Genomic DNA, 13,244 nt, shown 5'->3' with positions numbered 1-13,244 from the left:
CGCGGCGGCGCAACCGTAGCGTGCGGATTCCACGCATTGGAAGTTGCGTCGTGACGCACCGATGGGGGGGCGCGCGCCCGCGTGCTACGCTCGGCTCTATGCCCGAACCGCGTGAATCGCCCGATCTCTTCGGTGATGCCGAGGCAGCGCCGCGCGGCGGGCCCGCCGGGCCGCGCCCGCTCGCCGACCGGCTGCGCCCGCGTGCTCTCGCGGAAGTGATCGGCCAGGACCATCTTCTTGGCCCGGAAGGCGCCCTGACGCGGATGCTGGGACGCGGGTCGCTGGCCTCCCTGATCCTCTGGGGGCCGCCGGGGGTGGGCAAGACCACCATCGCGCGGCTGCTGGCGGAGGAAGCGGGGCTCTCCTTCCATCCGCTTTCGGCCGTCTTCTCCGGCGTCGCCGACCTCAAGCGCGCCTTCGACGAGGCTCGCAACCGTCGCCGGAACGGGAAGGGCACGCTGCTCTTCGTGGACGAGATCCACCGCTTCAACCGCGCCCAGCAGGACGGCTTCCTGCCGGTGGTGGAGGACGGGACGGTCACGCTGGTCGGCGCGACGACGGAGAACCCGTCCTTCGCGCTGAACGGCGCGCTGCTCTCGCGCTGCCAGGTGCTGGTGCTGCGGCGGCTGGACGACGCGGCGCTGGAGAAGCTGCTCGGCCGCGCCGAGGCGACGGAGGAGCGCGCCCTGCCGCTGACCGCCGAAGCCCGTGCCTCGCTGCGCGCCATGGCCGATGGCGACGGGCGCTACCTCCTCAACATGGCGGAGCAGCTGCTGGCGATCCCCCCCGGCGGCGAGGCGCTGGACGCGCCGGCGCTTGCCGCGCTGCTGGCCAGGCGCGCCGTGCTCTACGACAAGGACCGGGAGGAGCACTTCAACCTCATCTCGGCCCTGCACAAGTCGATGCGCGGCAGCGATCCCGACGCGGCGCTCTACTGGCTCGCGCGCATGATCACGGGCGGCGAGGATCCCCGCTACCTCGCGCGCCGCCTCACGCGCTTCGCGGCCGAGGACGTCGGCATGGCCGATCCGCGCGCGCTGCCGCTCGCCGTCGCAGCCTGGGAGACCTACGAACGGCTGGGCTCTCCCGAGGGCGAGCTCGCCATCGCGCAGCTTGTGGTCCACCTCGCCACCGCGCCGAAATCCAATGCGGTCTATGCCGCCTTCGGCGAGGCGATGCGCGCCGCGAAGGAGACCGGCAGCCTGATGCCGCCGCAGAACATCCTGAACGCGCCGACGAAGCTGATGAGCGAGCTCGGCTACGGCGCGGGCTACGAATACGACCACGACGCCGAGGAAGGCTTCTCCGGCGCGAACTACTGGCCGGAGGGGATGGAGCGCCGACGCTTCTACCGGCCTACCGACCGGGGCGCGGAGGCCGCGGTGGCGGAGCGGATGCGGCAATGGGACGCGATCCGCACGAAGAAGGCGCGCAAGCGATGATCCCGGTCACCCTGACCGGCGTCGCGCTCGTCGCGCTGGGCGGCGCCGCCGGATCGGTCTGCCGCTACCTCGTCTCCCTCGCCTCGATCGGGATGCTCGGCGCGGGCTTTCCCTGGGGCACGATAGCGGTGAACGTCCTGGGCAGCGCGGCGATCGGCGTCGCGGCCAGCCTCGAGCTGGAAGGGCCGCTGCGCCTGCTGGTGATCCCGGGATTCCTCGGCGGCTTCACCACCTTTTCGGCCTTCAGCCTCGAGACCGGCGCGCTGTTTGAGCGCTCGCCCGCGGTGGCCGTGGCCTATGTCGTCGGCTCGGTCGCGCTCGGCGTGGCGGCCTTCGCCGCCAGCTACGCCCTGATGCGGCGGTAACAATTCAACCACGGAGCGAAGCGCGCCCGGCTTCTCTTTGAACCGGAACGAAGGGCCGCGGCGGGTGGACGCGGCGCGCCGCCTAATCCTAGAAACTCCCCGGCCTCCGGAGGTCCCTACATTGCAGAGGGACCGTACCTGCATGACACATCGCCTCACCCCCCGTCCGACCCCCATCGGCGGCGATCCGCCGTGACGGTTCGGCTGCACGCCCGCGCCGACCGCCATGTCGGCCGCCGTGTCCGGGAGCGCCGCGTCCAGAGCGGCCTTTCGCTCGCCGAGATGGCCTCCGCCCTCGGCATCTCCACCGTCCAGGCCCGCAAGTATGAGGCGGGGCTGAACGCCATCCCGGCGACCCGCCTGCCGGCCATCGCCGCGCTGCTCGGTGTCGAGCCCGGCTGGTTCTTCGAGGAACTGGAGGAAGAACGGGTCTACCGCCCCGTCCTGCCGACCCGGCCGCGCATGCTGCTCGACCTCGTGCGCACGACGGACGACCTGCCGGATACCGGGCTGGACGCGCTCTGCGCCGCGGCCAGGGCGCTGGTCGCCCGGACGGGGTGAGACCCGCATAGGGTGAGACCGGGGCGGGAGGCATGCTAACCTCCCGCCCATGTCCGTTCAGACCCGCAAGGTCGGCGCCGAGGAAGGCGACACGCGCCTCGACCGCTGGTTCCGCCGCCATTACCCCGCCCTGACGCAGGGGGCGCTGCAGAAGATGCTGCGCACAGGCCAGGTGCGCGTGGACGGCAGGCGCGTGGAGGCGAATACCCGCCTCCTCGCCGGCCAGGAGATCCGCATCCCGCCGCTGCCCGATGCGCCGCCGCCCGCGCCTCGCGCGGCCAAGGCCGTGGACGAGCGCGACCGGAAGTTGCTGGAGGCGATGGTGATCCATCGCGACAGGGACGTGCTGGTGCTGGACAAGGCGCATGGGCTGCCCGTGCAGGGCGGGCCGAACATCGGCAAGCACCTCGACGGCATGCTGGACGCGCTGCGCTTCGACGCGGCGGAGCGGCCGCGCCTCGTGCATCGGCTGGACAAGGACACCTCCGGCGTCCTGGTGCTGGCGCGGACGGCGCCTGCCGCCGCGAAGCTCGCCGCCGCCTTCCGTGGGCGTGACGTCGAGAAGATCTACTGGGCCGTCGTGGTCGGCCAGCCCACGCCGCCCGCCGGCCGCATCGACCTGCCCCTGGTGAAGCAGGGCGGCCCGCGCGGCGAGCGCACCGCCGCCGCCGAACCCGGCGACCGGGAAGCCGCGCGGGCCGTGACCGATTTCGCGACGCTGGATGCCGTGCGCCGCCGTGCGGCCTGGCTGGAACTCAAGCCCATCACCGGCCGCACCCACCAGCTTCGCGTCCACTGCGCCGAGGCGCTGGGCTGCCCGATCCTCGCCGACGGGAAGTACGGCGGCGCCGCCGCCCACATGGACGGCCTGCCGGGGGCGCTCCACCTGCATGCGCGGGCGCTGAAGCTGCCGCATCCCGCGGGCGGCACGCTGGAGGTCGCGGCCCCGCTGCCGCCGCACATGAAGGAAACCTTCGCCTTCTTCGGCTTCGAGGCCCCCCGCACGCCCAAGCCCCGCCGCAGCCAGTAATCCCCTTCCGCGTTCTGGACGGACATGACCGCATCGCGCCGCCGCCGCTGGCCCTGGATCCTCCTCGCGATCGTCGTGGCGCTCCCGCTCGCCGCCTTCGTCGCGACGCGCGTGCTGGTGAACCCCGACACGATCCGCCCGCGCCTGGTCGCGGCGGTGGAAGGCGCGACAGGGCGGCGGCTCTCGCTCGGCGACGTCTCGCTCGGCCTGTCGCTCCGGCCGACGCTGGTGCTGAAGGACGTCGCGCTGGCCAATGCGCCCGGCGGCAGCCGGCCCGAGATGCTGACCGCCCGCCGCGTCGAGGTGCAGGCCGCGCTTCTCCCCCTGCTCTCCGGCCGGATCGAGCTTGCACGTGTCGAGTTGGAGGCGCCCGACCTGCTGCTCGAGACCGACGCGCAGGGCCGCGGCAACTGGGTGTTCGCGCCGCCGGAGCAGCAACCTGCCGGCGCGCCGTCCCGGCCCGCCGCGCCGCGCCGGCCGATGGAGCTGTCGCTCGGCGCGCTGACCGTCACCGAAGGCCGCGTCACCTGGCGCGGCGCGCGCACCGAGACGATCGGCATCCCCGCGCTGCAGGCATCCGCGCCGCTGGCCGGCCCGACGACGCTGGATGCGCGCCTCGTGCTGGCGAACGAGGAAGCCCGCGTCCAGGCGACGCTCGGCGCGCTGTCCGCCTTCGGCCGCGGTCCCTTTCCCTTCGATGCGGTGCTGCGGCTTGGCGGCGGCGAGGCGCGCGCCAGGGGCAGGCTCGATGGCACGGATTGGACGGTGCAGGCCGAAGCGCGGCTGCCCGACCTGATGCGCCTCGCGCCGCTGCTGCCGGACGCGCCGCTGCCGCCGCTGCACGATGTCTCGGCCGCCGCGACGCTCGCCGGGACGGGTGGCGAGATCCGCACTGCCGAGGCCGTCGCGCTGCGCGTCGGCGCGACCGACCTCGCGGCGCTGCGTCCCGGCCTCGCGCTGGCGCGCTTCGAGGCGACGGCGCCGCGGCTCGACGCGCCGCTCACGCTCGCCGGCCAGGCGAGCCTCGGCGGCACCGGCATCGAGCTCGCCGGCACGCTCGGCACGCCCGCAATGCTGCTTGGCCGTGCGCCGGGGCCGCTGCCGGTCGAGCTGCGCGTCGCCGCGGCGGGGGCGGAAGCCACGCTGAACGGCGCGATCCGCGACCTCGCCGCCATGGCCGGCGTGGACCTTGCCCTGGCGCTGCGCGTCCCGGACCTGGCGGCGCTGTCGGCGCTGGCGGGGGCGCAGCTGCCGGCGATCCGCGACATTGCCGCCGCCGCCCGGATCGCCGAGCGCACGCCGGGCTTCGAGGGCGGGGTGCTGCTGCGCGGCCTGACGCTGGCCTCGCCGGTGGCGGAAGCCGCGGGCGAGTTGACCGTCGTGATCGGCGAGCGACCGGGCCTGTCGGGCCGGCTCGCCGTCGCGACGCTCGACCTGGATGCGATCCGTGCCGCCGCGGCATCACCAGCCCCGGCGCCCAGCGCGGCGCCCCCCCCGGCGGGTGCGGCAACGCCGCCAGGGTCCACGCCCGCCGCGTCCGGCGATGGCCGTGTGATCCCCGACCTGCCCATCCCGGTCGGCGCGCTGCGCAGCGGTGATGTGGACCTCGACCTCTCGGTGGCGGCGATGCAGGCCGGGGGCGCGGGCTGGCGCGACATCGCGGCCAAGGTCTCGCTGCAGGCGGGGCAAGGGCGGATCGCCCCTTTCCGCCTGTCGGGTCCGGGCGGGCGGCTGGAAGGCGAGTTGTCGGCCGATGCCGCGGCGGCGACGCCGGCGCTGCGCCTCATCGCGCGCTCGCCGGGGCTCGACCTCGCGGCGCTGCAACGGGCGCTGGGGCGGCCGGTGATGGTAAGCGGCCAGGCCGAACTCGACCTCGACCTCGGCGGGCAGGGCACCGGGCTGCGCGCCGTCGCGGGCAGCCTGGCCGGGCATCTCGCCCTCGCCATGGAGGAGGCGACGGTCGAGCCCGCGCTGACCGGCCCGGTCGGCCAGTCGCTGCGGGAACGCGTGCCCGTCCTGCCGCCGATCCCCCGGCGCCTGCCGGTGGACTGCGTCGCTTTCCGCGGCGAGGCGGAGGGCGGCGTGCTCAGGATCGGCACGCTGCTGGCGGATGCGCCGGCCGCCAAGGTCGCGGGCAGCGGTACCGTCAACCTCGGGACGGAGGCCATCGCGCTGCGGCTGCTGCACGATGTCCGCGCCGCCGGGGCGGTGATCCGCGTCGCGGCCGATCTCGGCGGGACGCTCGCGGCGCCGTCCTATCGCGGCATCCAGGCGCAGAATCTCGGCGAGGCCGTGGGCGCGCTCGGCGAGCGTCTTGGCGGGGATGTCGGGGCGTTGCTCGGCGCGCTGGGCCGGGGCGGCAACCGGCCGGAGCCGCTGCCGGGCTGCTCCGCGGGACTGGCGGCGGCGCGCGGCGGCCGGGCAGGCCCGGCGCCGGCCCAGCCCCCCGCCCCCGCGCCGCCCCCGACACCCCAGCAGCAGCAGCAGCAGCAGCAACGCCAGCCGCAGATCAACGACCTCCTGCGCGGCCTGCTGCGCCGCTGATGCTTCCCCCGGACGCCCGCAGGCGGTAGGTGGCAGGGGTCGGAGGAACGGCATGGACCTGAACCGAGTGCTGGGCGCCCTGCTGGGCGGTGCCGCGCAGCCGCCGCGGCGCCGGCGCAGGACCTCGCCCGCTTCCATCCTGACCGGCCGCAGCACCGAGGCGCGCGCCGCCCGCGCGATCGGGGCCCTGGCCGCTGGCGCGCTGGCGGAATGGATGAGCCGCAGCAGCCAGTCCGCGCCGGCGCCTTCCCCCCCGCCGCCGCGTCCGGCGCCGCGCGCCCCTGCGCCGCCTTCACGCCTGCCGGAGACCGGCGCCTCGCCCTGGCGTGTCCCGAACCCGCCGCCGCCTGCCGCGCCACCCCCCGAGGGCCCCGCGGCCGAGGAGGCCGAGGCGCTTCTCATGGTCCGCGCCATGATCGCCGCGGCGAAGGCCGATGGCGGCGTGGATGAAGCGGAGCGCCGCGCCATCGCCGCGCAGCTCGACGCCGCCGGGCTCTCCGCGCAGGAGCGCGACTTCGTCCTGGCCGATTTCGACCGCCCGCTGGAGCCGGAGGCGCTGGCGAGGGAGGCCCAAGATCCCATGCTCAAGGCCCGGCTCTACGCCGCCGCTTTCGCCGGCGCCGGCGCGGTGAGCGCGGCGGAGCGCGCCTGGCTCGACCGCTTCGCCGCTGCCCTGAGGCTGGACAAGGCCGCCGCCGCGGCGATCGAGGCCCGCCTCACGTGATCCCGCTCACCCAGGATCAGGCCCGGCTGCTCGACCGCGCGCGCGAGCTTGCGCAGGACGCCGCAGCGCAGGCGGCCGAGACCGACCGCAGCGGCGAGTATCCCTGGCCGATGGTGCGGAAGATGACCGAGGCCGGCTTCCTGGGCCTGACCATCCCGAAGGAATGGGGCGGGCCGGGCGGGTCGGTGCTCGACGCCGTCATGGTGATCGAGGAATTCGCGCGCTCCTGCGCGGTCTGCGGCCGCATCGCGGTAGAGGCCAACATGGGCGCGCTCGGCGCCATCATGGCCTATGGCACGGACGTCCAGCGCAAGCTCGCGGCCGGCATCGTGCTGGCCGGCGACAAGCCCGCGATCTGCATCACCGAGCCCGAGGCCGGTTCGGCCGCGACCGAGATGAAGAGCACCGCGGTGCGGCGGGGATCGTCCTGGGTGATCGACGGCGCCAAGACGTGGATCACCGGCGGCGGCGTGTCGCGCCTGCACCTGATCTTCGCCCGCGCGATCGAGGACGGCGAGTTCAAGGGCATCGGCGGCTTCATCGTGGTGCGCAACGGGGATGGCGACCCGGCGGGGCTGGTGGTGAAGCGGCGCATCCCCTCGCTCGGCCTTTGCGGCATGCCGGAGACGGAGCTGGAGTTTCACGGCCTGGAAGTGCCGGATGCGATGGTGCTGCGGGCGCCAGGCGGCTTCGCGCGCGGCTTCGGGCGGCTGATCGACGCCTACAACGCGCAGCGCGTGGGCGCCGCGACGGTGGCGATGGGCCTGGCTGCCGGCGCGCTGGACCATGCGGTCTCGCGCGCGCAGTCGCGCCGGCAGTTCGGCCGCGCGATCGCGGAGTTCCAGGGGCTGGGCTGGATTCTGGCCGACATGTCGATCGGCGTGGAGGCCGCCCGCGCCCTGATCCATCGCGCCGCGCGCAGCGCCGGCCCGGCGGGCTTCCCGGACCGTCTGGCAGCCGCCCAGGCCAAGGTCTTCGCCTCGGAGATGGCGATCCGGGTCACCAACGATGCGCTTCAGGTATGGGGCGCGGCCGGGTATTCCAAGGACAACCCGGTCGAGCGCTACCTCCGCGACGCCCGGATGTTCGCGATCGCCGGCGGCACCGCCCAGGTGCTGCGCACCCTGGTCGCCGAGCAGATCCTGAGCCGCAAGCTGCCCCAGAGCCGCGACGGATGGCTGAAGCTGATCGCGGAGGAACAGGCCGCGGGGCGGCAGGCCGCCTGATATCCAATCCGCTACCGTGGCCAGCCCGTCGAGGCGGTGGAGGAAGGAGCGCCAGGCCAGGAACTTAGGGCAGGGGCTCTGCCGCAGACACGGGCTGCGCTATACCCCGCCCCGCCAGTCGAAAACCCACAGAGGCGGCGTCCATGGCCACCGGCTCCTTCCCGATCACCCGGACCACGACCCCGAAGCCGAAGCCCGCCGATGACGGCCTGGCCTTCGGCAAGGTCCTCACCGACCACATGTTCCTGATGAACTACGACGAGGGGAAGGGCTGGCACTCCCCGCGCATCGTTCCCTATGGGCCGCTGTCGCTCGACCCCGCGACCTCCGTCCTGCATTACGGCCAGGCGATCTTCGACGGTCTCAAGGCCTTCCGGGGCGAGGATGGGCGCATCCGCCTGTTCCGCGCGGACCGGCACGCGGCGCGGCTGAATCGGTCCGGTCAGATCATGTGCATGCCTGAGATACCGGTGGACCTGGTCCGCCAGAGCTTCGACGCGCTGGTCGGGCTCGACCATGACTGGGTGCCGCGCAAGCCCGGGACGTCGCTCTATATCCGCCCGACGGTGATCGCGACCGACGTGATGCTCGGCGTGCATCCCGCGCACAGCTACCTCTATTTCCTGATCCTCTCGCCCGTCGGCAGCTACTACAGGGAAGGGGTCAAGCCGGTGCGGATCCTGGCCTCCGACCGGCATGTGCGCGCCGTCAAGGGCGGCACCGGCGAGGCGAAGACGGCGGCCAACTACGCCGCCAGCCTGTCGGGCCAGCAGGACGCCGCGGCGGCGGGCTACACCCAGGTGCTCTATCTTGACGCCGTCGAGCATCGCTTCCTGGACGAGGTCGGCACCATGAACATCATGGTCCGTATCGGCGATGAGGTGATCACGCCCCCGCTGCACGGCACGATCCTGGACGGCGTCACCCGCGCCTCCGCGCTGCAGCTGTTGCGCGACTGGGGGCTGACCGTGACGGAGCGGCCGATCGCGATCGAGGAGGTCGTGGCCGCGGGCAGCAACGGCACGCTGAAGGAGATGTGGGGCACCGGCACCGCCGCCGTCGTCTCCCCGGTAGGCACGCTGGGCTACAAGGGGCGGGACATCCTCATCAACGGCGGCGAGACTGGCGAGGTCACGAAGAAGCTCTACGACGCCATCGTCGGCATCCAGTACGGGAAGACCAACGACCCGCATGGCTGGACCAGCGTGGTGAACCCCGTCGAGTGAGGCGCCTGGGGGTGGCCGGTTGACTCCGCCACCCCCGCCCTCTATCTCGCGCCGCTCGAAAGGCTCACTCCCATGAAGATCCGCAACTCGCTCAAGACCGCGAAGACCCGCGACAAGAACTGCTTCCTGGTGCGTCGCCGGGGGCGGGTCTACGTGCTGAACAAGAAGAACCCCCGCCTAAAGGCCCGCCAGGGCTGAGGCGGCCCGGCCGGGCTCGCCCGGCCGATCCCGAGCGTTGCGAGCCGCGCCCGGCCATGCCGGGCGCGGTCTTTGCATTCGGCGGCGGCGCCTAATCTCCTGACCGCCGCGCCGCGCCGTTACCGAACGGCACGCCGCGGCGAAACGACGTGCGTAGCGACATCACGCTGGCACGGTTGGGAGAGAACTGCATGCATATCCGTCCATTCGCCTCCGCCCTGGCGCTCGGCGCAACGTTGCTCGGCTTCGCCGCGCCGCCTGCCCGAGCGGAACCTTCGGCGGAGGACCTGGTGAACGCCTTCGAGGCGGTGCTCGGTCCCATTCGCACCCACCGGCCGAGCCATGCCAAGGGCACCTGCGCCGCCGGCCAATTCGTGGCGACCGCGGAGGGCACGCGGCTTTCCATCGCACCCACCTTCTCGGGCCAGCGCGTGCCCGCGCTGATCCGATTCGGCGTCGGGGTCGGCAACCCGCAGGGATCCGATACCTCGCGCACCACGCGCGGCTTGGCGATCCGGTTCGAGACGCCGGCGGGCGACGTGTGGGAGCAGGCCAACATCTCGGTGCCGATCTTCGGCGCGCCGACGCCCGAGGTCTTCGTCCAGAACCTGATGGCCCGCCGTCCCGACCCGGCAACCGGCCAGCCCAACGCCGAGCGTGTCGCCGCCTTCGTCGCCGCCAACCCCGCCGTGACCTTCCAGGGCCGGTGGCTGGCATCGAACAACCCGCCCGCGAGCTGGGCGACGACCCCCTACTGGGGCGTCAACACCTTCCGCTTCAGAGGCCAGGACGGCACCGTCCGGCCCGCCCGCTGGGTCTTCGAGCCGCGCGCCGGCACGCTGCGGCTGACCGAGGAGCAGATGCGGGCGCTGCCGGGCGATTTCCTGGCCGATGAGCTGCGGCGCCGTGTCGCCGCGGGCCCGGTCGAGTTCGACATGGTCCTGCAGTTCCCTGCCGCCGGCGACGACCTGAACAATCCGACCGTCGCCTGGCCCGAGGACCGGCCGCGCGCAGTGGTCGGCCGCCTCACCGTGGCCGAAGTCGCCCCCGGCCCGGGCGGGCCTTGCGACCGGATCAGCTTCCTGACGCTGGAGCAGCCGCCAGGCGTCGAGATGAGCGATGATCCGATCCTGCAGGCTCGGGCCGGCGCCTACGCCGTCTCGCTCTCGCGCCGCACCCAGTGAGGCCGGGGCGGGCCGCCGCGCCAGCGTGACGGCCCGCCTGGCGCCTTGCCGCCCGTCCCGCAGGCGACCATCTTCGCGGCGCGGGATGGGAGCACGCCATGATCGACCTGCCAAAGCCGAAGGCCGGGGTTCTCGCCCGCCGCGACGCCATTGTCGCTGCCCTCCGCGCCATCGTTCCCGGGGAGGGCACGATCAGCACGCCGGGCGAACTCCGCCCCTATGAGACCGACGGGCTGACCGCCTATCGCCAGCCGCCGCTCGCCGTCGTGCTGCCGACCAGCACCGAGCAGGTGGCGAAGGTCATGCGCTACTGCCACGAGAACGGCATTCGCGTCGTGCCGCGCGGCGCCGGCACGTCGCTGTCGGGCGGCGCGCTGCCGCTGGAGGACGCGGTGGTGATCGGCCTGATGCGCATGAACCGCATCAGGGAGATCGACTTCGAGGACCGCCTGGCCGTGGTCGAGGCCGGCGTGACCAACCTCGGCATCACCAAGGCGGTGGAGCATGAGGGCTTCTTCTACGCGCCCGACCCGTCGTCGCAACTCGCCTGCATGATCGGCGGCAACGTCAACATGAACTCCGGCGGCGCGCATTGCCTGAAATACGGCGTCACCGCGAACAACCTGCTCGGGCTGACCTTCGTCACGCCGCAGGGCGAGGTCGTCGAGGTCGGCGGCGGGCATCTCGATGCCGCCGGCTATGACTGGCTCGGCCTGCTGACGGGCAGCGAGGGCCAGCTCGGCATCGTCACCGAGGTCACCGTGCGCATCCTGCGCGGGCCGGAAGGCGCGCGCGCCATGCTGGCCGCCTTCAACAGCACGGAGATCGCCGGCGCCGCGGTGGACGCGATCATCGGCAGCGGCATCATTCCCGTCGCGCTCGAATTCATGGACAAGCCCTGCATCCATGCCTGCGAGGCCTTCGCCCATGCCGGCTATCCGCTGGACGCCGAGGCGATGCTGATCATCGAGGTCGAGGGCAGCGAGCGCGAGCAGGACGAGCTCCTCGGGAAGATCAAGGAAATCTGCAACCGCTTCGACCCGATCAGCCTCAAGGTCGCGACCTCGGCCGAGGAATCCGCGGCGATCTGGAAGGGCCGCAAGGGCGCCTTCGGCGCGGTCGGGCGCATCAGCCCCGACTATCTCTGCATGGACGGCACCATCCCGACCGGCGAGCTGCCGCATGTCCTGAAGCGCATCCGCGAGATGAGCCAGCAATATGACCTCAAGGTCGCCAACGTCTTCCATGCCGGCGACGGCAACCTCCATCCGCTGATCATGTTCGACGCCAACGACGCCGAGAGCTTCCGCAAGGCCGAGAAGTTTGGGGCCGATATCCTTACCCTCTGCGTCGAGGTCGGCGGCTGCCTGACCGGCGAGCACGGCGTCGGCGTCGAGAAGCGCGACCTGATGCATGTCCAGTTCGAGAAGCATGAGCTCGACCAGCAGCGCCGCATCAAGTCGGCTTTCGACCCGGACTGGCTGCTCAACCCGCACAAGGTCTTCCCGCTGCAAGAAGCCGCTTCGTGAACCTGATCGCGCCGCATCGAGAGGCCGACATCGCGCGCGAGGTCGCGCTCGCGACCGCGAACCGCGAGCCGCTGGCGATCGAAGGCAACGGCTCCAAGCGCGCGCTGCTGCGCCCCGTGCAGGCCGCACGGACGCTGTCCACGCGCAACCTCACGGGCATCACGCTCCATCGCCCGACGGAACTCGTGCTCTCCGCCCGCGCCGGCACGCCGCTGCCCGAGATCGAGGCCGCGCTGGCCGAGAAGGGCCAGATGCTGGCTCCGGAGCCGCCGGACACGCGTGCGCTGTTCGCGGCCGAGGCACCGGCGACCATCGGCGGCATCGTCGCGGCGAACCTCTCGGGCCCTCGCCGCATCACCGCCGGCGCGATCCGCGACCACGTGCTCGGCATCCGCTTCGTCAACGGCGCGGGCGAGGTGGTGCGCAGCGGCGGTCGCGTGCTGAAGAACGTCACCGGCCTCGATCTCTGCAAGCTGCTGACCGGCAGCCACGGCACGCTCGGCGTCATCACCGAGGTCACGCTGAAGGTGCTGCCGGCGGCCGAGACGCAAGCCACGATCGGCGTGCGCGTGCCCGACATCGCCACGGGCATCCGCGCGCTGTCCGCGGGGCTCGCGAGCCCCTTCGGCGTCACGGGTGCGGCGATGATCCCCGCCTTCTGCGGCCCCGACGGGCCCGCGACCAACGTCGCCTTTCTCCGGCTCGAGGATTTCGCCGCCTCCGTCGCCTATCGCGGCAGCCGGCTGGCCGAGATCCTGTCCTCCTTCGGCGAGGTGCGCGCGCTGGAGCGCGAGGAATCCCGCGCGCTCTGGGCCGCGATCCGCGACGCGCAGCCGCTCGGCGCGGCGGAGGAGGAAGCGGTGTGGCGCGTCTCCGTCCGTCCCTCTGCCGGCGCGGCTGTCGCGGCAGCGGCGCGCGGCCTCGGCGGACGCGCGCTGCTGGACTGGGGCGGCGGGTTGGTCTGGATCGCGGGTCCGGCGACCGAGGTTGCGCACCAGGCCGTCGTCGCGGCCGCGGCCGCCGCGCGCGGCACCTTCACCCTGTTCCGCGCGCCGGAGCCGCTGCGAGCGGCCGTTGCCGTGCTGCCGGAGGAAGCGCCGCCGCTCGCGGCAATCGGGCGCCAGGTGAAGGCGGCGCTCGATCCCGCGGGCGTGCTCAATCCCGGGCGGATGCGCGCCGGCCTCTGATGTCACGGCGGGGGCACGATGCGCCCGT

The 13,244-nt window shown here is 73.2% G+C and carries 12 protein-coding genes; all 12 read left to right on the top strand.

Translation table 11 applies throughout. The annotated features are described in order from the left end of the window. Positions 1-98: 98 nt before the first annotated feature. Complete coding sequence (locus ACLF3M_RS28515; protein ID WP_430660399.1) at positions 99-1,442, top strand: replication-associated recombination protein A; 1,344 nt, start codon at positions 99-101, stop codon at positions 1,440-1,442. Continuing rightward, positions 1,439-1,807, top strand: coding sequence for a fluoride efflux transporter FluC (locus tag ACLF3M_RS28510; RefSeq protein WP_430660398.1), 369 nt, complete (start codon positions 1,439-1,441; stop codon positions 1,805-1,807). The genes ACLF3M_RS28515 and ACLF3M_RS28510 overlap by 4 nt, the downstream gene beginning before the upstream one ends. Before the next feature lie 192 nt (positions 1,808-1,999). Next, a complete protein-coding gene (locus ACLF3M_RS28505) occupies positions 2,000-2,368 on the top strand; it encodes a helix-turn-helix domain-containing protein (protein ID WP_430660397.1) in 369 nt (122 codons plus the stop codon). A gap of 49 nt (positions 2,369-2,417) precedes the next feature. Beyond that, the gene (locus ACLF3M_RS28500) at positions 2,418-3,398 is read left to right on the top strand and encodes an RluA family pseudouridine synthase (RefSeq protein ID WP_430660396.1); all 981 of its coding nucleotides are present in this window, start codon (positions 2,418-2,420) and stop codon (positions 3,396-3,398) included. Between the two features lie 24 nt (positions 3,399-3,422). Beyond that, complete coding sequence (locus ACLF3M_RS28495) at positions 3,423-5,942, top strand: AsmA family protein (protein WP_430660395.1); 2,520 nt, start codon at positions 3,423-3,425, stop codon at positions 5,940-5,942. A 52-nt stretch (positions 5,943-5,994) separates the two neighbouring features. After that, positions 5,995-6,666: a DUF533 domain-containing protein gene (locus ACLF3M_RS28490; RefSeq protein WP_430660394.1), complete on the top strand. Its 672-nt coding sequence runs from the start codon at positions 5,995-5,997 to the stop codon at positions 6,664-6,666. Beyond that, a complete protein-coding gene (gene acdA / locus ACLF3M_RS28485; RefSeq protein WP_430660393.1) occupies positions 6,663-7,892 on the top strand; it encodes a 3-sulfinopropanoyl-CoA desulfinase in 1,230 nt (409 codons plus the stop codon). Before ACLF3M_RS28490 ends, acdA begins: the two co-directional genes overlap by 4 nt. Before the next feature lie 143 nt (positions 7,893-8,035). Next, positions 8,036-9,118 carry a branched-chain amino acid aminotransferase gene (locus tag ACLF3M_RS28480; RefSeq protein WP_430660392.1) on the top strand — a complete coding sequence of 361 codons (1,083 nt, stop codon included), beginning with the start codon at positions 8,036-8,038 and terminating at the stop codon, positions 9,116-9,118. 72 nt (positions 9,119-9,190) lie between these two features. Next, positions 9,191-9,316 carry a type B 50S ribosomal protein L36 gene (ykgO, locus tag ACLF3M_RS28475; RefSeq protein WP_109872693.1) on the top strand — a complete coding sequence of 42 codons (126 nt, stop codon included), beginning with the start codon at positions 9,191-9,193 and terminating at the stop codon, positions 9,314-9,316. A 191-nt stretch (positions 9,317-9,507) separates the two neighbouring features. Next, positions 9,508-10,500: a catalase family peroxidase gene (locus tag ACLF3M_RS28470; RefSeq protein WP_430660391.1), complete on the top strand. Its 993-nt coding sequence runs from the start codon at positions 9,508-9,510 to the stop codon at positions 10,498-10,500. 98 nt (positions 10,501-10,598) lie between these two features. Continuing rightward, positions 10,599-12,029 carry an FAD-linked oxidase C-terminal domain-containing protein gene (locus ACLF3M_RS28465; RefSeq protein ID WP_430660390.1) on the top strand — a complete coding sequence of 477 codons (1,431 nt, stop codon included), beginning with the start codon at positions 10,599-10,601 and terminating at the stop codon, positions 12,027-12,029. Continuing rightward, a complete protein-coding gene (gene glcE, locus ACLF3M_RS28460; protein WP_430660389.1) occupies positions 12,026-13,216 on the top strand; it encodes a glycolate oxidase subunit GlcE in 1,191 nt (396 codons plus the stop codon). The genes ACLF3M_RS28465 and glcE overlap by 4 nt, the downstream gene beginning before the upstream one ends. The last annotated feature ends 28 nt before the right edge of the window (positions 13,217-13,244 follow it).

The organism is Falsiroseomonas sp. HW251, from assembly GCF_050563545.1.
Classification (GTDB): Bacteria; Pseudomonadota; Alphaproteobacteria; order Acetobacterales; family Acetobacteraceae; genus Falsiroseomonas.
The sequence above is the reverse complement of the archived record's forward strand: the minus strand, read 5'-3'. Positions and strand labels throughout refer to the sequence as shown.

Excerpts from the sequence above, each read along its gene's own strand:
- ACLF3M_RS28510 (WP_430660398.1), top strand. The coding sequence starts at position 1,439 with ATGATCCCGGTCACCCTGACCGGCGTCGCGCTCGTCGCGCTGGGCGGC.
- ACLF3M_RS28470 (WP_430660391.1), top strand. The coding sequence starts at position 9,508 with ATGCATATCCGTCCATTCGCCTCCGCCCTGGCGCTCGGCGCAACGTTG.
- ACLF3M_RS28465 (WP_430660390.1), top strand. The coding sequence starts at position 10,599 with ATGATCGACCTGCCAAAGCCGAAGGCCGGGGTTCTCGCCCGCCGCGAC.
- ACLF3M_RS28480 (WP_430660392.1), top strand. The coding sequence starts at position 8,036 with ATGGCCACCGGCTCCTTCCCGATCACCCGGACCACGACCCCGAAGCCG.
- ykgO (WP_109872693.1), top strand. The coding sequence starts at position 9,191 with ATGAAGATCCGCAACTCGCTCAAGACCGCGAAGACCCGCGACAAGAAC.
- ACLF3M_RS28495 (WP_430660395.1), top strand. The coding sequence starts at position 3,423 with ATGACCGCATCGCGCCGCCGCCGCTGGCCCTGGATCCTCCTCGCGATC.
- ACLF3M_RS28500 (WP_430660396.1), top strand. The coding sequence starts at position 2,418 with ATGTCCGTTCAGACCCGCAAGGTCGGCGCCGAGGAAGGCGACACGCGC.
- ACLF3M_RS28515 (WP_430660399.1), top strand. The coding sequence starts at position 99 with ATGCCCGAACCGCGTGAATCGCCCGATCTCTTCGGTGATGCCGAGGCA.
- ACLF3M_RS28490 (WP_430660394.1), top strand. The coding sequence starts at position 5,995 with ATGGACCTGAACCGAGTGCTGGGCGCCCTGCTGGGCGGTGCCGCGCAG.